Annotated in this window: 18 protein-coding genes; all 18 read right to left on the bottom strand. The window is 63.1% G+C overall.

Annotated elements, in window-relative coordinates:
* Positions 1-9: 9 nt before the first annotated feature.
* The 18 genes from U0025_RS05230 to efp all read right to left on the bottom strand — a co-directional run bounded on the left by U0025_RS05230 (position 10) and on the right by efp (position 17,300).
* Positions 10-723, bottom strand: coding sequence for a biotin--[acetyl-CoA-carboxylase] ligase (locus U0025_RS05230; RefSeq protein WP_080604519.1), 714 nt, complete (start codon positions 721-723; stop codon positions 10-12).
* A complete protein-coding gene (nuoN, locus tag U0025_RS05225) occupies positions 720-2,156 on the bottom strand; it encodes an NADH-quinone oxidoreductase subunit NuoN (protein WP_004211750.1) in 1,437 nt (478 codons plus the stop codon). Before nuoN ends, U0025_RS05230 begins: the two co-directional genes overlap by 4 nt.
* On the bottom strand, positions 2,156-3,709 hold the full coding sequence (locus U0025_RS05220; protein ID WP_004211748.1) for an NADH-quinone oxidoreductase subunit M: 1,554 nt from the start codon (positions 3,707-3,709) through the stop codon (positions 2,156-2,158). The genes nuoN and U0025_RS05220 overlap by 1 nt, the downstream gene beginning before the upstream one ends.
* Positions 3,709-5,778, bottom strand: coding sequence for an NADH-quinone oxidoreductase subunit L (gene nuoL / locus U0025_RS05215; RefSeq protein WP_004211747.1), 2,070 nt, complete (start codon positions 5,776-5,778; stop codon positions 3,709-3,711). The genes U0025_RS05220 and nuoL overlap by 1 nt, the downstream gene beginning before the upstream one ends.
* Positions 5,779-5,788: 10 nt before the next feature.
* Positions 5,789-6,094, bottom strand: a complete 306-nt coding sequence (gene nuoK / locus U0025_RS05210) for an NADH-quinone oxidoreductase subunit NuoK (RefSeq protein ID WP_004211745.1) — start codon at positions 6,092-6,094, stop codon at positions 5,789-5,791.
* Positions 6,091-6,702: an NADH-quinone oxidoreductase subunit J gene (locus U0025_RS05205; protein ID WP_004211740.1), complete on the bottom strand. Its 612-nt coding sequence runs from the start codon at positions 6,700-6,702 to the stop codon at positions 6,091-6,093. Before U0025_RS05205 ends, nuoK begins: the two co-directional genes overlap by 4 nt.
* Before the next feature lie 29 nt (positions 6,703-6,731).
* Positions 6,732-7,217 carry an NADH-quinone oxidoreductase subunit NuoI gene (gene nuoI, locus U0025_RS05200; protein WP_004211738.1) on the bottom strand — a complete coding sequence of 162 codons (486 nt, stop codon included), beginning with the start codon at positions 7,215-7,217 and terminating at the stop codon, positions 6,732-6,734.
* Complete coding sequence (gene nuoH, locus U0025_RS05195; protein ID WP_004211737.1) at positions 7,214-8,263, bottom strand: NADH-quinone oxidoreductase subunit NuoH; 1,050 nt, start codon at positions 8,261-8,263, stop codon at positions 7,214-7,216. Before nuoH ends, nuoI begins: the two co-directional genes overlap by 4 nt.
* Positions 8,260-10,266, bottom strand: coding sequence for an NADH-quinone oxidoreductase subunit NuoG (gene nuoG / locus U0025_RS05190; RefSeq protein WP_004211736.1), 2,007 nt, complete (start codon positions 10,264-10,266; stop codon positions 8,260-8,262). The genes nuoH and nuoG overlap by 4 nt, the downstream gene beginning before the upstream one ends.
* Before the next feature lie 2 nt (positions 10,267-10,268).
* On the bottom strand, positions 10,269-11,603 hold the full coding sequence (gene nuoF / locus U0025_RS05185) for an NADH-quinone oxidoreductase subunit NuoF (protein ID WP_004211735.1): 1,335 nt from the start codon (positions 11,601-11,603) through the stop codon (positions 10,269-10,271).
* Entirely contained in the window at positions 11,600-12,283 is a 684-nt protein-coding gene (locus U0025_RS05180; RefSeq protein WP_004211734.1) for a complex I 24 kDa subunit family protein, read from the bottom strand. Before U0025_RS05180 ends, nuoF begins: the two co-directional genes overlap by 4 nt.
* Positions 12,283-13,518, bottom strand: a complete 1,236-nt coding sequence (locus U0025_RS05175; protein WP_004211732.1) for an NADH-quinone oxidoreductase subunit D — start codon at positions 13,516-13,518, stop codon at positions 12,283-12,285. Before U0025_RS05175 ends, U0025_RS05180 begins: the two co-directional genes overlap by 1 nt.
* Complete coding sequence (locus U0025_RS05170; RefSeq protein ID WP_004211731.1) at positions 13,518-14,315, bottom strand: NADH-quinone oxidoreductase subunit C; 798 nt, start codon at positions 14,313-14,315, stop codon at positions 13,518-13,520. The genes U0025_RS05175 and U0025_RS05170 overlap by 1 nt, the downstream gene beginning before the upstream one ends.
* A gap of 1 nt (position 14,316) precedes the next feature.
* Positions 14,317-14,871: a NuoB/complex I 20 kDa subunit family protein gene (locus U0025_RS05165; RefSeq protein ID WP_004211730.1), complete on the bottom strand. Its 555-nt coding sequence runs from the start codon at positions 14,869-14,871 to the stop codon at positions 14,317-14,319.
* Entirely contained in the window at positions 14,862-15,236 is a 375-nt protein-coding gene (locus U0025_RS05160; protein ID WP_004211729.1) for an NADH-quinone oxidoreductase subunit A, read from the bottom strand. The genes U0025_RS05165 and U0025_RS05160 overlap by 10 nt, the downstream gene beginning before the upstream one ends.
* Before the next feature lie 295 nt (positions 15,237-15,531).
* Complete coding sequence (locus U0025_RS05155) at positions 15,532-16,344, bottom strand: inositol monophosphatase family protein (RefSeq protein ID WP_004211727.1); 813 nt, start codon at positions 16,342-16,344, stop codon at positions 15,532-15,534.
* A 36-nt stretch (positions 16,345-16,380) separates the two neighbouring features.
* Complete coding sequence (locus U0025_RS05150) at positions 16,381-16,737, bottom strand: hypothetical protein (RefSeq protein WP_004211726.1); 357 nt, start codon at positions 16,735-16,737, stop codon at positions 16,381-16,383.
* Complete coding sequence (gene efp / locus U0025_RS05145) at positions 16,737-17,300, bottom strand: elongation factor P (protein ID WP_004211725.1); 564 nt, start codon at positions 17,298-17,300, stop codon at positions 16,737-16,739. The genes U0025_RS05150 and efp overlap by 1 nt, the downstream gene beginning before the upstream one ends.
* Positions 17,301-17,420: the final 120 nt, after the last annotated feature.

Below are 17,420 nucleotides of genomic sequence, written 5' to 3'. Positions count from 1 at the left end.
GCCGAACCCTCAGATGAGAAAGATATCGCCGGCATGAATGGCACGGGTATCGCCATTCGCCAAGCGCAGGATCAACATGCCCTGGCTGTCGAGCGTGCCGAAGCCGCCCTCCACCACGTCGCCATCGGGCTGAACGACACGCATCGGCGTGCCGGTCGGATGGGCATTGAGCAGCCAGTGGGTGCGCACCGGATCAAGTCCCTGGGCGCGCCAGATCGCCAGCCAATGGCCGAAAAGCTGGGCGAGGCGCTCCAGCAGCGCGGTGGCGTCCGCCCCCTCCCCGTCCGCACCTTGCGCTGCGAGGCTGGTGACCGGACGGTCGAGCCCCTGCGGGAAATGGGTGACGTTGATGCCGATGCCCACCACCACGGCATCGCCGGTGCGTTCCAGCAGGATGCCGGCGATCTTCGCGCCGTCGACCAATATGTCATTGGGCCATTTGATCCGCGCCTGTCCGGCACAGAGCGGCGCGACCAGCGCATGGACGGCGTTTGCCGCGACCAGCGCCAGCGTGTGCGCCATCGGGTCGCCCGGCTGCAGCCGGATCAGGGTGGAGCAATAGAGATTGCCGACCGGGCTTTCCCACGCCCGGCCCAAACGACCGCGGCCTCCGGACTGTCGCTTTGCGCGCAGCCAGAGGCCCTCGGTTTCACCCTGCTCCGCCAATGCCAGCATGTCGGCATTGGTGGAGCCGGTTTCTTCTACGGTGCGAAACTGCGTCAGAACAGCGAAGCCGCCGCAGCCGCGCTGGCCTTGTCCAGCAGCGGGTTGAGCAGATAACCGAAGACGATCACGATGGCGCAGGCGGCCATGATGATGTTCTCGACCGCCCCGCCCTTCGCCTCATAGGGCGCGGCCGGTTCGTCGAAATAGATCGTCTTGATGATCTTGAGATAATAGAAGGCGCCGATCACCGACATGGCGATGCCGAAGGCGGCGAGCGCGGTCAGGTTGGCGGCGACCGCGGCATCGAACACCAGGAACTTCGCCCAGAAGCCGAACAGCGGCGGGATACCGGCCATCGAAAACATGAAGATCGCGAAGGCGGCCGACAGGCCCTTGCGCGACTGCGACAGGCCGGCAAGGCTGGCGATCGTGTCGACCGGCTTGCCGTCGGCATCCCGCATCTGGAGGATGCAGGCGAAGGCACCGATGGTCATGACGACGTAGATCGCCATGTAGCTCATCGTCGCGGCAACGCCGGCGGGCGTGCCGGCGGCGAGGCCGACCAGCGCGAAGCCGACATTGTTGATCGACGAATAGGCCATCAGACGCTTGATGCTGGTCTGGCCGATCGCCGCGACCGCACCGAACAGGATCGACGCGAGCGCAACGAAGATGATGATCTGCTGCCAGTCGAGGCCGGCCGGGCCGAGCGCTTCGATCGCGACGCGGACCATCAGGCCCATCGCGGCGACCTTGGGCGCGCTGCCGAAGAAGGCGGTGACCGGGGTCGGCGCACCTTCATAGACGTCGGGCGTCCACATGTGGAACGGCACGGCGCTGATCTTGAAGGCGAGGCCTGCGAGCACGAAGACCAGACCGAACAGCTCGCCCTTCGACACGCCGTCACCCATGGCAATGGCAATGCCGTCGAACGCGGTCGAACCGGTGAAGCCGTAGAGCAGCGAGATGCCGTAGAGCAGGATGCCGCTGGCCAGCGAACCGAGCACGAAATATTTGAGGCCCGCTTCCGACGACTTCTCGTCCTGGCGCATGAAGCTGGCCAGCACGTAGGATGCGAGGCTGTTCATTTCCAGGCCGACATAGAGCGTCAGCATGTCACCGGCCGAGACCATCATGCCCATGCCGATGGCGGCAAAGACGATCAGGACGGCATATTCGGGACGCAGCGCGCCGCCGGTGGCGAAGAAGCGCGGGGCCAGCAGGATGGCCGCACCGGCCGCGCCATAGATCAGCGCCTTGGCGTAGACCGAGAAGGCGTCGGCACGGACCAGGCCGTCGAACGCGACCGGGCCATGCGCCATCGAGGTGCAGAGGCTGAGGCCGGCGGCGAGCAGTGCCAGCACTGCCAGCCAGTTGACGGCATGGGTCGAGCGGTCACCACCAAAGGCGGCGATCAGCATCAGCACCAGGCCGGAGCCGGTGAGGATGAGTTCCGGCAATACGGCCAGAAGGGAAGCGGTTTCGATCATTAGTGCGCCTCCCCGTGCGCAGCGGCTTCTTCATGATGGCCCTCGCCTACCGGCTTGGGCGCACCCATCTTGATCTGGGAATCTCCTGCGGGAGCCGCAGGGGCGAGACGCGCTTCGAGCGCGCGGATGTCGGGACGCATCGGGGCCAGGAAGCTTTCCGGATAGACGCCCATCCAGAGCACCGCCGCGGCAATCGGGGCGAGCAGCCAGATTTCACGCGCCGACAGGTCGGACATGGCGGCGGCATCGGCGTTCACCTGATCGCCGTAGCAGATGCGGCGATAGAGGTAGAGCATATAGGCCGCACCCAGGATGATTCCGGTGGTGCAGATCAGCGCCGCCCAGGTCGAAACCTGATAGATGCCCATCAGCGACAGGAATTCACCGACGAAGTTGCTGGTGCCCGGCAGACCGACCGAAGCCATGGTGAAGAGCAGGAACAGCACGGCGTAGCGCGGCATGTTGATCGCGAGGCCACCATAGCGGTTGATCTCACGGGTGTGCAGGCGGTCATAGATGACGCCGACGCACAGGAACAGCGCGCCCGACACCAGGCCGTGGCCCAGCATGACCATCATCGCGCCTTCCAGGCCCGCCTGGTTGAAGGCGAACAGGCCGATGGTGACGATCGCCATATGCGCGACCGACGAATAGGCGATCAGTTTCTTCATGTCCGACTGAACCAGCGCGATGAGGCTGGTATAGACGACGGCGACCATCGACAGGCCCCAGACCCAGGGCGCGAGCTGCGCCGAGGCTTCCGGGAACATCGGCAGCGAGAAGCGGATGAAGCCATAGCCACCCATCTTCAGCAGCACGCCTGCCAGGATGACCGAACCGGCGGTCGGCGCCTGAACGTGCGCGTCGGGCAGCCAGGTGTGGACCGGCCACATCGGCATCTTCACCGCGAAGCTGGCGAAGAAGGCGAGGAACAGCCAGATCTGGATCTTCGGATCGAAGTTGTACGCCATCAGGTCGGGAATGCGGGTCGTGCCGGCCTCATGCACCATCCACATCATCGCGATCAGCATCAGGACCGAGCCGAGCAGCGTGTAGAGGAAGAATTTGTACGAGGCGTAGATACGGTTCGCACCACCCCAGATACCGATGATCAGATACATCGGGATCAGGCCGGCTTCGAACATGATGTAGAAGAGGTAGAGATCCTGCGCGGTGAAGACACCGATCATCAGCACCTCCATGAACAGGAACGCCGCCATATATTCGCCGACGCGCTTGTTGATCGCGTTCCAGCTGGCGCCGATGCAGATCGGCATCAGGAACACGGTCAGCGCGATCAGCAGCAAGGCAATGCCGTCGATCCCGAGCGCCCACGCGAAGCGGCCGAAGATCGGCGCATATTCGGTGAACTGCCACTGGGCGCCTGCGCCCGACTGATCGAAATTGACCCACAGGACGATGCCCAGGACCAGATCGACCAGCGTGGCGATCAGCGCAATCCAGCGCGCATTATTGGCGCCAGCGAAGAGGCAGGCGATGGCACCAGCCATCGGCACTGCCATCATCAGGGAGAGGATGGGGAAGCCGTCCATTATCGTGTCATCGCCCAGGTTGCAGCCGCGGCGAGGCCAATCAGCATCACCAGCGCATAGGTGTAGAGGTAGCCGGACTGAAGCCGACGGGTGATCTTGTTGCCCTGCACGACCAGAGCAGCCAGCCCGTTGGGGCCGAAGCGGTCGATGAAGCCGACGTCACCGAACTGCCAGAAGAAGCGGCCGATGGCGAAGGCGGGCTTGACGAACAGGAAGTTGTACAGCTCGTCAAAATACCACTTGTTGAGCAGGAACTGGTGCAGGGCGCCGAAGGTGGCGACGAAGCGCTGCGGCCAGTCGGTGTTCTTGATGTAGGCGAGCCAGGCGATGACCAGGCCGGTCAGCATCACGGTGAACGGACCGAACTTGACCCAGGTCGGCACTTCATGCGCGGCGTGCATCAGGTGGCTGTCGAACGCGAGCGCGCCCTTCCAGAACTCGATGCCCCCTTCCGGACCAATGAACTGGTCGTGGAAGACGAAGCCGGCGAACACGGCGCCCAGGCTGAGCACCAGCAGCGGGATCAGCATGACCAGGCCGCTTTCATGCGGGTGGTAGCCACCGGTGCCGTCGCCAGCGTCATGGGCATGATGATGATCATGGCCATGATCGGCGTGCGCATGGGCGTGATCGTCATGGCCGTGGCCGTGATCGTCATGCCCATGGGCATCATGGATGGCATGCTGGATATGTTCCGACTGGGTCCAGCGCGGCTTGCCGAAGAAGGTCAGGAAGACCAGGCGCCAGCTGTAGAAGCTGGTCAGCAGCGCGGCGAACACGCCAACATAATAGGCGCCAATGCCCGCACCGCCCGACGCGAAGGCCGCTTCGAGAATGCCGTCCTTCGAATAGAAGCCGGCGAAACCGACGCCGACGAGCGGCAGGCCGACGCCCGTGATGGCGAGAGTGCCGAGCGTCATGGTCCAGAAGGTCACGGGGATCTTCTTACGCAGGCCGCCATAGTAACGCATGTCCTGCTCATGGTGCATCGCATGGATGACCGAGCCGGCGCCCAGGAACAGCAGCGCCTTGAAGAAGGCGTGGGTGAAGAGGTGGAACATCGCCGCGCCATAGGCGCCGCAACCGGCAGCAAAGAACATGTAGCCCAGCTGCGAACAGGTCGAATAGGCGATGACGCGCTTGATATCGGTCTGCACGGTGCCGACGGTGGCGGCGAACAGACAGGTGGCGGCACCGACATAGGTGACCACGGTCAGCGCGGTCGGCGACATTTCGAACATCGGCGACAGGCGGCAGACCATGAAGACGCCGGCGGTGACCATGGTGGCCGCGTGGATCAGCGCCGACACCGGGGTCGGGCCTTCCATCGCGTCGGGAAGCCAAGTGTGGAGGCCGAGCTGCGCCGACTTGCCCATCGCGCCGATGAACAGCAGCAGGCAGAGCACGGTCATGGTGTCAAAGCGGTGACCCAGGAAGCCGATGGTCGAACCCGCCATCGACGGGGCCATTTCCAGGATTTCCGGGATCGAGATGGTATTGAACACCAGATAGGTGCCGAAAATGCCCATCATGAAGCCAAGGTCGCCGACGCGGTTGACGACGAATGCCTTGATCGCGGCCGCATTGGCCGAAGGCTTACGGAACCAGAAACCGATCAGCAGGTAGGAGGCCAGACCCACGCCTTCCCAACCGAAGAACATCTGCAGCAGATTGTTCGCGGTCACGAGCATCAGCATCGCGAAGGTGAAGAGCGAGAGATAGGCGAAGAAGCGCGGCTGATCCGGCTCTTCGTCCATATAGCCCCAGCTATAGAGGTGGACGAGGCTGGACACGCTGGTGATGACCACCAGCATGACCGCCGTCATGGTATCGACCCGCAGCGCCCATTGGGCATCGAAGCTGCCGCTTTCGATCCAGGTGAAGACGGGCGCGACATAGGGTTCGGCGTGTCCGGTCAGGAAGCTGATGAAGATCGGCCAGGACATGGCGCAGGCTGCGAACAGCGCGCCGGTCGTGACGATCTTCGCCGGGATCTTGCCCAGGGCCTTGTTGCCAAGGCCGGCGATGGCTGCGGCGAGCAGCGGGAGAAGGACGATAAGCTGGATCATGGGATTTGGCTCAGCCCTTCATCCGGTTGACATCGTCGACGGCGATGGTGCCGCGACCACGGAAGTAAATGACGAGGATGGCGAGGCCGATGGCCGCTTCACCCGCCGCGACGGTCAGCACGAACATCGAGAAGACCTGGCCCACCAGATCGCCCAGGAAGGCGCTGAAGGCGACGAGGTTGATGTTCACGCTGAGGAGGATCAGCTCGATCGCCATCAGGATGATGATGACATTCTTGCGGTTGATGAAGATGCCGAGCACCCCCATCACGAAGAGGATGGCGCTGACCACCATATAATGTTGAAGGCCGATCACAGCTCCACCCCCTGCCCCACGGGCTGATTGATGTTGCGCACGGCGTCCTGCGGACGACGGCGGTTCTGCTTGGCAACATTCTGACCACGGACGCCGCCACGGGCACGATGGGTCAGCACGATGGCGCCGATCATCGCGACCAGCAGGACGATACCCGCCGCCTCGAACAGGAAGATGTAGCGGGTGTAGAGAATGCCGCCGATCGCCTGGATGTTGGAAAGTTCCGGATTGGCCGGGGCCGCACGCTGCGCAAGCTCGATCGGACCGGCGCTCCACAGGCCGATGCCGAGGACGATTTCCGCCAGCAGCACGAGCGCGATCAGCAGACCGAACGGCAGATAGCTAACGAAGCCGGCGCGCAGTTCGGCGAAGTCGATGTCGAGCATCATGACGACGAACAGGAACAGCACCGCGACCGCGCCGACATAGACGATGACAAGCAGCATCGCGATGAATTCGGCGCCGAGCAGGATCATCAGACCGGCAGCGTTGAAGAAGGCCAGGATCAGCCAGAGGACCGAGTGGACCGGGTTGCGCGACAATATCGTGAGCGCGCCGCTGCTCACCACCAGAATGGCGAACAGGTAAAAGGCGAGGACGTGGATCACAGGTTCATATTCCCTTTGACGCCGGCGGCTTAACGATAGGGGGCATCGGCAGCAAGATTGGCAGCGATGGCACGCTCCCACTTGTCACCGTTTTCCAGGAGCTTGGCCTTGTCGTAGATCAGCTCCTCGCGGGTTTCGGTCGCGAACTCGAAGTTCGGGCCCTCGACGATCGCATCGACCGGGCAGGCTTCCTGGCAGAAGCCGCAATAGATGCACTTGGTCATGTCGATGTCGTAGCGCGTGGTGCGGCGGCTGCCATCGTCGCGCGGCTGCGCCTCGATGGTGATCGCCTGCGCCGGACAGATGGCCTCGCACAGCTTGCACGCGATGCAGCGCTCTTCCCCGTTGGGATAGCGGCGCAGCGCATGTTCACCACGGAAGCGCGGCGAAATCGGGTTCTTCTCATAGGGGTAGTTGATCGTCGCCTTGGGCTTGAAGAAATACTTCAAGGTCAGCCAGTGCGCCTTCACGAACTCCCAGAGGGTGAAGCTTTTGACGTAGTAACCGAGGCTCATTGTGCGCCTCCATAGCGCGTCAGCATGAGGAAGCCCGAAACCAGGAAGACGAAGAAGAGCGAGGTCGGCAGGAAGATCTTCCAGCCCAGCCGCATCAGCTGGTCATAACGGTAGCGGGGCACCGTCGCCTTCACCCAGGAGAAGACGAAGAAGAAGAAGGCGATCTTGAGCAGGAACCAGATGATGCCCGGCACCAGATAGAGCGGCGCCCAGTCGAACGGCGGCAGATAGCCACCCCAGAACAGGATCGCGTTGAGGCCGCACATCAGGATGACGTTGGCATATTCGCCGAGCCAGAACAGGGCGAAGGCCATCGACGAATATTCGGTCTGGTAACCCGCGACCAGTTCGGATTCCGCTTCGGTCAGGTCGAACGGCGCGCGCGCCGTTTCCGCCATGGCCGAAATCAGGAACATGATCGCCATCGGGAACAGCAGCGGGTTGAAGCCGTTGCCGTTGAGGAAGCCATAATAGCCCTTCTGGCTTTCCACGATCGCCGACATGTTGAAGCTGCCGGCCCACAGCACGACGGTGATCAGGATGAAGCCGATCGAGACTTCATAACTGATCATCTGCGCGCTGGCGCGGATCGCGGAGTAGAAGGGATATTTGGAGTTGGACGCCCAGCCCGCCAGCACCACGCCGTACACGCCGAGCGACGAGATGGCGAGGATGTAGAGCAGGCCGACATTGACGTTCGACACCATCACGCCAACGCCGAAGGGGACGACCGCCCAGGCCATCAGCGCCACGGTGAAGGTGATGATCGGCGCGATCAGGAACAAGGCCTTGTTCGACGCCGAAGGAACGATGGTTTCCTGCAGGAAGACCTTGAGGCCGTCCGCGAAGGACTGAAGCAGGCCCAGCGGGCCGACGACGTTGGGGCCACGGCGCAATGCCATGGCGGCCCAGATCTTGCGGTCGGCATAGATAATCATGGCGACGGCCAGCATCAGCGGCAGTGCGATGACCAGGATACCGACAATGGTCGAAAGCAGCCAGGCGCCCTCGAAAGGCAGGCCAAGGCGTTGGAAGAAAGCGGTCACTCTGCGGCCTCCGCGAAGCTTTCACCATGGATCAGCTCGGCCGAGCATTGCTGCATCGTCGGGCTGGCGCGGCAGATCGCGTTGGTGAGGTAGAAATCCTTGATCGGCGAACCCAGCTCGCCGGTCGCACCGGTGGGCAGCGACGGAACCGACCAGCCATAGTCGGCGATACCCTCGACGCCGAGCGCGGGAACCGCCTTGACCATTTCGGCGCGCAGCGCGTCGAAGCTGTCGAACGGCAGCTTGGCGCCCAGCGCTTCCGACAGGGCGCGCAGGATCGACCAGTCCTCGCGGGCATCGCCCGGTGCGAACACGGCCTTTTCACCGAACTGCACCCGGCCTTCCAGGTTGACGTAGGTGCCGGCCTTTTCGGCATAGCTTGCGCCCGGCAGGATCACGTCCGCCGCATGGGCGCCCTTGTCGCCATGATGGCCGACATAGACCTTGAAGCTACCCTCGAAGGCCGAATAGTCGACTTCGTCGGCACCCAGCGAGAAGAGCAGCTTCGGCGCGGCCGCAGCCACCGCCTTGATGCCGCCCTTGGTCGCATAGCCCAGCATCAGGCCGCCCATGCGGGCCGCCGCGAAGTGCAGGACGTTATAGCCGTTCCAGCCATCCTTGATCAGGCCCAGCGTCTCGACCAGTGCCAGCGTGTCGCCATGCGCACCGTCCTTGGCCAGCACGCCGCCGCCGACGATCATCGCCGGACGGGCAGCGCCCTTGAAGGCTTCGAGCACGGCGTCCGGCAGCTTGGCCAGCAGCGACGCGTCATTGCCCAGCCATTCGAGCTTGTAGGTCAGGTCGAATTCGGGACCGACGGCAAAGACCTTCGCGCCCTTCTTGATCGCCTTGCGGATGCGGGTGTTCACCAGCGGCGCTTCCCAGCGCAGGTTGGTGCCGACCAGCAGGATGACGTCCGCGGTTTCGAGATCGGCGAGCGGGGTGTTGAACACCACCGACGACAGGCTCGACACGTCGTAGGACAGGCCGGTCTGGCGGCCTTCCAGCAGCGAACCGCCGAGCTTTTCGACCAGCGCCTTGCCGGCGAACATGGTTTCGCAGTCGAGCAGGTCACCGGCGATCGCCGCGACGCTGCCGCCATGCTGGACGGCGGCGACGGCGGCAAAGGCTTCCGCCCAGGTCGCCGGAACCAGCTTGCCATCCTTGCGGACGAACGGCTTGTCGAGGCGCTTGCGGACCAGACCGTCGACATTGTGACGGGTCTTGTCCGACGCCCATTCCTCGTTCACGTCGTCATTGATGCGCGGCACGGCGCGCAGCACCTGACGACCACGGCTGTCGAGGCGGATGTTGGTACCGAGCGCGTCCATCACGTCGATCGCATGGGTCTTCTTGAGTTCCCACGGACGCGCTTCGAAAGCGTAGGGCTTGGCGGTCAGCGCACCGACCGGGCAGAGATCGACCACATTGCCCGACAGCTCGCTCTTGGCGGCATGTTCGAGATAGGTGGTGATCTGCATATTCTCGCCGCGATAGATGGCACCGATTTCCGGCACGCCCGCGACTTCCTCTGCAAAGCGCACGCAACGGGTACACTGGATGCAGCGGGTCATGACCGTCTTGACGATCGGACCCATATTCTTCTCGGTGACAGCGCGCTTGTTCTCGTCATAGCGCGACGAACCACGGCCATAGGCCACCGACTGGTCCTGAAGATCGCACTCGCCACCCTGGTCGCAGATCGGGCAATCCAGCGGGTGGTTGATGAGCAGGAACTCCATCACCCCTTCGCGGGCCTTCTTGACCATTTCGCTGTCGGTGCGGATTTCCTGGCCTTCGGTGGCCGGAAGCGCGCACGACGCCTGCGGCTTGGGCGGCCCAGGCTTCACCTCGACCAGGCACATGCGGCAATTGCCGGCGATGGAAAGGCGCTCATGATAGCAGAAACGGGGGATTTCCTTCCCCGCCTGCTCGCAAGCCTGGAGGACTGTGGCGCCCGCCGGGACTTCGAGTTCTACGCCGTCTACTTTGACCTTCGGCATGGTTACTCCGCTGCCTCCATGACGGGGGCACTACCCTTGTTCTCGTTGATCCGGCGCTCGATTTCCGGACGGAAGTGCCGGATCAGCCCCTGGATCGGCCATGCCGCTGCGTCGCCAAGCGCGCAGATGGTGTGGCCTTCAACCTGCTTGGTCACCTGGAACAGCATGTCGATTTCGCTCTGGTCGGCGTCGCCGGTGCGCAGACGCTCCATGACGCGCCACATCCAGCCGGTGCCTTCGCGGCACGGTGTACACTGGCCGCAGCTCTCATGCTTGTAGAAGTAGGAGAGACGCGAAATGGCGCGGACGATGTCGGTCGACTTGTCCATGACGATGACGGCAGCGGTGCCCAGGCCCGAGCCCAGCGCGCGCAGACCGTCAAAGTCCATCGGTGCGTCCATGATTTCCTTCGCAGGAACCAGTGGCACCGACGATCCGCCCGGAATGACCGCGAGCAGATTGTCCCAGCCGCCACGGATGCCGCCGCAATGGCGATCGATCAGTTCGCGGAACGGGATCGACATCGATTCCTCGACGACGCAGGGCTTGTTCACATGACCGCTGATCTGGAACAGCTTGGTGCCGCGGTTGTTCTCACGACCGAAGCCGTTGAACCAGGCAGCGCCACGACGCAGGATCGTCGGCGCAACCGCGATCGATTCCACGTTGTTCACCGTGGTCGGGCAGCCATAAAGGCCCGCGCCGGCCGGGAAAGGCGGCTTCAGGCGGGGCTGGCCCTTCTTGCCCTCGATGCTTTCGATCTGGGCGGTTTCCTCGCCGCAGATATAGGCGCCGGCGCCACGATGGACGAACACGTCGAAATCATAGCCCGAACCGCAGGCATTCTTGCCGATGAAGCCCTTTTCATAGGCCTGTTCGACAGCGGCGAAGAGCACCTTCGCCTCATAGATGAACTCACCGCGAATATAGATGTAGGCGGCGCGCGCCCGCATCGCGAAACCGGCGATCAGCGCGCCTTCGATCAGCTTGTGCGGATCGTGGCGGATGATTTCGCGGTCCTTGCACGAACCCGGTTCGGATTCATCAGCGTTGATGACGAGGAAGCTGGGACGGCCGTCCTTGCTTTCCTTGGGCATGAAGCTCCACTTCATGCCGGTCGGGAAGCCGGCGCCGCCGCGGCCGCGCAGGTTCGACGCCTTGATGGTGTCGATGATCGCGTCCTGGCCGATTTCCATCAGCTTCTTGGTATTGTCCCAATCGCCACGCTTCATCGCGGCGTCGACGCCCCAATCCTGGAAGCCGTGGACGTTGGTGAAGATGCGGTCCTTGTCGGACAGCGGCCCGACGAAGGGGGCCGGTGCGGGTGCATCGGTCATGCCGTCGCTCCTTCGTTCCATTGACCGCGATAGTCGTGATTTTCGCCGACCATCTCCTTGAGGGTGGTCGGGCCACCTTCCGGCGCGCTGGTCTGACGATCGATCTGCGGGCCGATCTTGGGCTGGCCGCCAGCGGCCAGCGTTTCCAGGATGGCGATGGTGCTGTCGTAGGTCAGATCTTCGAAATTATCGTCGTTGATCTGGACCATCGGCGCGTTGGCACAGGCACCAAGGCATTCGACCTCATTGAGGGTGAACAGGCCGTCGGGGGTCGTGCCGCCCTTGACCAGACCCTTATTCTTGCACGCGGCAAAGACATCGTCCGACCCGCGCAGCATGCACGGCGTCGTGCCGCAGACCTGCACATGGTAGCGGCCGACCGGCGCCAGATTGTACATGGTGTAGAAGGTCGCGACCTCATAGACGCGCATGTACGGCATATCGAGCTGGCGCCCGATATATTCCATGACCGGAACCGGCAGCCAGCCATTGGTCTGCGTCTCCGCACCAACCTGGCGCTGGGCCAGGTCGAGCAGCGGCATCACCGCCGACTGTTGGCGACCGGCGGGATAGCGCGCGATGACCTTCTTGGCCTGTTCGGCGTTTTCGGGCGTCCACTCGAACGCGCCCCAGCGCGCGCGGGTTTCGGCCTCATCGGGGATATGAACTGCGTCAGCCATTATCGGTCACATTCTCCGAACACGATGTCCATCGCGCCCAGTACAGCGGTTGTATCGGCCAGCATGTGGCCCTTCATCATGAAGTCCATCGCCTGCAGATGGCTGAAGGCGGTCGGGCGGATCTTGCAGCGATAGGGCTTGTTGGAGCCGTCGCTGACCAGATAGACGCCGAATTCGCCCTTCGGGCTTTCGGTCGCCACATAGACTTCGCCCGCGGGGACATGGAAGCCCTCGGTATAGAGCTTGAAGTGGTGGATCAGCGCTTCCATCGACTTCTTCATCTCGCCGCGCTTGGGCGGGGAGACCTTGCGGTCGAAGCTGGCGATCGGCCCTTCCGGCATTTCGCTGAGACACTGCTTCATGATGCGCGCGGACTGGCGCACTTCCTCGACGCGGACCATGAACCGGTCATAGCAGTCGAACGCGGTGCCGACCGGAACGTCGAATTCCATGCGGTCATAGACGTCATAGGGCTGCGCCTTGCGGATGTCCCAGGCGATGCCCGAACCGCGCAGCATCGGGCCGGAGAAGCCCCACTTCAGCGCGTCTTCCTTGCTGACGATCGAGATGTCGACATTGCGCTGCTTGAAGATGCGGTTGTCGACGACCAGGCTCATCGCGTCCTCGAACAGGCGCGGCAGACGGGTGTCGAGCCAGTCGGCGATGTCGGTCAGCAGCTTGAGCGGCACGTCCTGATGCACGCCACCCGGCCGGAAATAGGCCGAATGCATGCGGGCACCCGACGCGCGCTCGAAGAAGTTGAGGCAGTCCTCGCGGATTTCGAACAGCCACAGGTTCGGCGTCATCGCGCCGACGTCCATGACGTGCGAACCCAGGTTCAGCATGTGATTGCAGATACGGGTCAGTTCCGCGAAGAACACGCGCAGATATTGCGCGCGCAGCGGCACTTCCAGGTTCAGCAGCTTTTCGACCGCCAGGACATAGCTATGCTCCATGCCGAGCGGCGAACAATAGTCCAGCCGGTCGAAATAGGGCAGCGCCTGCATATAGGTCTTGTGCTCGATCAGCTTTTCGGTGCCGCGATGCAGCAGGCCGACATGCGGGTCGCAGCGCTCGACGATTTCGCCGTCCAGTTCCATGACCAGACGCAGAACGCCGTGCGCCGCAGGGTGCTGCGGACCGAAGTTGATCGTGTAGTTCTGGATTTCCGTGTCGCCATAGGCCGGGTCGGCCGCATCGGTGACATGATCCATCTTTTCGAGATAGTCGGACATCAGGCCTTACCTTCGGGCTTGGCAGCCCCCTTGCCTTCATCGGTTTCGGCGGCGGGCTTGGCCGGCGCGTCGGCCGACTTTTCCTCGGCCTTCTTGTTGGCGGCATCGCCAGCACCGGTGTCGGCCTTGCTTTCCGTCGCCTTGGGCGCGGGTGCAGCTGCGGGCGCAGGAGCCGGCGCGGCAGGTGCCGCCGCCTTCTCGTCGCCCGGCAGCACATATTGCGCGCCTTCCCAGGGCGACATGAAGTCGAAGCTGCGGAAGTCCTGAGCCAGCTTCACCGGCTCATAGACGACGCGCTTGTCTTCCTCGGAATAGCGCAGCTCGACATAGCCGGTCAGCGGGAAGTCCTTGCGCTGCGGATGGCCCTTGAAGCCATAGTCGGTCAGGATGCGACGCAGGTCGGTATTGCCGTCGAAGATGACGCCATACATGTCGAACACTTCGCGCTCCAGCCAGCCAGCGACCGGCCAGAGGTGCGTGACGGTCGGCACCGGCGTATCCTCGTCGGTCGACACCTTGACGCGGACACGGTGATTCCGCGTGACGCTGAGCAGGTGATAGGCGACCTCGAACCGGTCCGGACGTTCCGGATAGTCGACGCCGGCAATTTCCATCAACTGCTGGTAATGCGCCATGTCGCGCAGCGCGACCATGGCGTTGGCCAGGTCGTCGCGCGCGACAACGAAGGTCAGCTCGTCAGCATGATCGATGGTTTCGATCAGCATCGACCCCAGCAGGGCGCCGATTTCCTCGGCGATCCCTTCGGGGTTCACGATCTTGGGTGCAGAATGGCCCATATTAACGCTCAATCGTCCCGATCCGGCGGATCTTCCGCTGCAGCTGCATGATGCCGTAGAGCAGAGCTTCGGCAGTGGGCGGGCAGCCCGGCACATAGATGTCGACCGGCACGATGCGGTCACAGCCACGGACGACCGAATAGCTATAGTGGTAGTAACCACCGCCATTGGCGCAGCTGCCCATCGAAATCACATATTTCGGGTTGGACATCTGGTCATAGACCTTGCGGAGCGCCGGGGCCATCTTGTTGCACAGCGTGCCCGCGACGATCATCACGTCCGACTGGCGCGGAGACGCGCGCGGCGCGGCGCCGAAGCGCTCCATGTCGTAGCGCGGCATGTTGACGTGGATCATCTCCACGGCGCAGCAGGCCAGACCGAAGGTCATCCACCACAGCGAACCCGTGCGGGCCCACTGGAACAGTTCCTCGGTCGAGGTGACAAGGAAGCCCTTGTCGCTGACTTCACTGCTGAGCGCGTTGAAGAAGTCCTGGTCGGGCTGCGTCCCCATCGGCGGCATGGTGCCGGGAATGGGGCTGGTCAGTTCTACTCCCAATCGAGTGCTCCCTTCTTCCACGCATAGACGAGGCCGAGCACCAGCTCCGCTATGAAGATCATCATCGTCGCCCAGCCGGCCCAGCCGATCTGGTCAAGGCTCACCGCCCAGGGAAAGAGGAATGCCGCTTCCAGGTCGAAAATGATGAACAGGATGGCGACAAGGTAGAAACGCACGTCGAACTGGCTGCGCGGCTCTTCAAATGCGGGGAAGCCGCATTCATATTCGGACAGCTTGGCAGGATCGGGCTTGTGCGCACCGGTCAGGCGGCCAACCAGCATCGGCAAGAAGACGAAGGTGCTGGAGAGCAGCAGAGCGATCCCGAGAAAGATCAGGATCGGCAGATATTGGCTGAGATCGACCAATGGAATCCCCTGGGCGAAAATTGTTCTGGGGGGCCTTTAGGCCTGCTGCATATGCGAAGCAAGGGGCGAACCCATGAGAATGATTCGCAACAATTGCAAAGGCTTGATCGCGTTACCAAAAGCGCAAGAGACGATTGCCCCAGACACAAAAAAACAGGCGCCGGACCACCTTTGGAAGCCCGAAGACTCGCCGCGGTGGGCCGACGCCCTTTGCTCTTAAATCAGAAGCTTAGCAGAGCCTGATTCACGCCATCGGCGGAAGCGCGGCGCACCTCCCCCAATCGCGACCAGACTCTTAGCGCAGCGCGCCGGCCACCAGCTTGTGCAGCTTGCTATGGGTCGCGTCATTGCCGGCGATCACTTCCTTGCGGTCGATCATCTGGTCGCCGCCGCGGAAGTCGCTGACGAAGCCACCGGCTTCGCGCACCATCAGGATGCCGGCTGCCACGTCCCAGGGCTGGAGGCCGCTTTCCCAGAAGCCGTCATAGCGGCCCGAGGCGACATGGGCGAGGTCGAGCGAAGCGGCACCGAAGCGACGCAGGCCAGCGACCGAAGGCGCCACCGCACCGAAGATGCGCGTCCATTCGGCCATGTTGCCATGACCCATGAACGGGATGCCGGTGGCGATCAGGCAGTCGGCAAGGTCACGGCGGGCCGAGACGCGCAGGCGCTGGTCATGACGCCAGGCGCCGCGATTCTTTTCCGCCCAATAGCTTTCGTCGGTGACCGGCTGGTAGATCAGGCCCGAGGTCACTTCGCGCTTGCCGCCGAACAGCGGCTCCTCGACCGCGATCGAGATGGCGAAGTGCGGGATGCCATGCAGGAAGTTGGTGGTGCCGTCGAGCGGATCGATGATCCAGCGCGGCTTGTTGGGATCGCCTTCGATTACCCCGCCCTCTTCCAGCAGGAAGCCCCAGTCGGGACGCGCCTTCTGCAATTCCTCGACCAACGTCTGTTCGGCCTGCTTGTCGGCCTTGGACACGAAGTCCGCCGGCCCCTTGCGCGATACCTGCAGATGCTCGACCTCGCCGAAGTCGCGGCGCAGCTTGGAGCCGGCCTTGCGGGCGGCGCGTTCCATGACGGTGAGAAGGCCGGAATGGGATACCATGTAAAATCTCCGCCGCCCCGGTGGGCGGCCTTTGCTTTATTTCTTGGGGGCGGGCTTGGCGGCGGCCGGACGATAGCCACAGGTGCCAGCGATCACCGCCAGCATCTGCGAGGGATCCTTGCGGTTCACCTTGCCCGGATTGCCCGCGATCACCTTGTCGGTCGCCGCACTGATCTGCGACAGCGAATTGCTGTAGAGGCATTCGAACAGCGCGGTCTTGACCGGCTGCTCGACCTCCTTCGATTCCAGCGCGCTGCTGATGACCTGCAGCACATAGGCCGCACTGTCGATCTGCGCCTTGGACGGCTTGTTGACCGTCTGGGCAGGGAGCGCAGCCGGCAGGGCACCGATCGCGAGGATGGCGGCCAATGCCGTGCTGCGCCCGAACCGCATCAGTCGGCCCGCTTCACATATTCGCGCTCATAGACATCGACCACGATGCGCGTGCCGGTGACGATGTGCGGCGGAACCATGACGCGTACGCCATTGTCGAGGATCGCCGGCTTGTAGCTGGCCGATGCGGTCTGGCCCTTCACCACGGCGTCGGCTTCGACGATGGTCGCTTCGACCGTCTCGGGCAGCTGGACGCTGATCGGACGTTCTTCATACATTTCCAGCATGACCATCATGCCGTCCTGCAGGAAGGCAGCGGCGTCGCCGACCAGGTCCATCGGCAGGTTGATCTGGTCATAGGTTTCGGTGTCCATGAACACCAGCATGTCACCCTCGGGGTAGAGATACTGGAAATCCTTGGTGTCGAGGCGGATGCGCTCGACGCTCTCGGCCGAGCGGAAGCGGACATTGTTCTTGCGGCCATCGATCAGGTTCTTCAGCTCCACCTGCATATAGGCGCCGCCCTTGCCGGGCTGGGTGTGCTGAATCTTGACGGCGCGCCACAGGCCACCCTCATATTCGATATTGTTGCCGGGACGAATGTCCACGCCGCTGATCTTCATGGGAAGAGCCTGCCTATATGTCTGAATGTGGAAAAGAGCCGGCCTCTGCGAGGCTGGCCGCGCCTTTACCGCGAGACGGCGCCAAGGGCAAGAGGGCGGCGTTTCCGCTTAACTTCGCAC

Origin of the sequence: Sphingobium yanoikuyae (assembly GCF_034424525.1) — a bacterium.
In the GTDB taxonomy this organism is placed as follows: Bacteria; Pseudomonadota; Alphaproteobacteria; order Sphingomonadales; family Sphingomonadaceae; genus Sphingobium; species Sphingobium yanoikuyae.
This window is presented reverse-complemented; position numbering and strand designations above follow the sequence as displayed.

What these genes read in the sequence shown, in the direction of transcription:
- U0025_RS05155 (WP_004211727.1), bottom strand. Translation starts at nt 16,344, where the DNA reads ATGGTATCCCATTCCGGCCTTCTCACCGTCATGGAACGCGCCGCCCGC.
- nuoL (WP_004211747.1), bottom strand. Translation starts at nt 5,778, where the DNA reads ATGATCCAGCTTATCGTCCTTCTCCCGCTGCTCGCCGCAGCCATCGCC.
- nuoF (WP_004211735.1), bottom strand. Translation starts at nt 11,603, where the DNA reads ATGACCGATGCACCCGCACCGGCCCCCTTCGTCGGGCCGCTGTCCGAC.
- U0025_RS05220 (WP_004211748.1), bottom strand. Translation starts at nt 3,709, where the DNA reads ATGGACGGCTTCCCCATCCTCTCCCTGATGATGGCAGTGCCGATGGCT.
- U0025_RS05180 (WP_004211734.1), bottom strand. Translation starts at nt 12,283, where the DNA reads ATGGCTGACGCAGTTCATATCCCCGATGAGGCCGAAACCCGCGCGCGC.
- nuoG (WP_004211736.1), bottom strand. Translation starts at nt 10,266, where the DNA reads ATGCCGAAGGTCAAAGTAGACGGCGTAGAACTCGAAGTCCCGGCGGGC.
- U0025_RS05170 (WP_004211731.1), bottom strand. Translation starts at nt 14,315, where the DNA reads ATGGGCCATTCTGCACCCAAGATCGTGAACCCCGAAGGGATCGCCGAG.
- nuoN (WP_004211750.1), bottom strand. Translation starts at nt 2,156, where the DNA reads ATGATCGAAACCGCTTCCCTTCTGGCCGTATTGCCGGAACTCATCCTC.
- efp (WP_004211725.1), bottom strand. Translation starts at nt 17,300, where the DNA reads ATGAAGATCAGCGGCGTGGACATTCGTCCCGGCAACAATATCGAATAT.
- nuoI (WP_004211738.1), bottom strand. Translation starts at nt 7,217, where the DNA reads ATGAGCCTCGGTTACTACGTCAAAAGCTTCACCCTCTGGGAGTTCGTG.
- U0025_RS05150 (WP_004211726.1), bottom strand. Translation starts at nt 16,737, where the DNA reads ATGCGGTTCGGGCGCAGCACGGCATTGGCCGCCATCCTCGCGATCGGT.
- U0025_RS05175 (WP_004211732.1), bottom strand. Translation starts at nt 13,518, where the DNA reads ATGTCCGACTATCTCGAAAAGATGGATCATGTCACCGATGCGGCCGAC.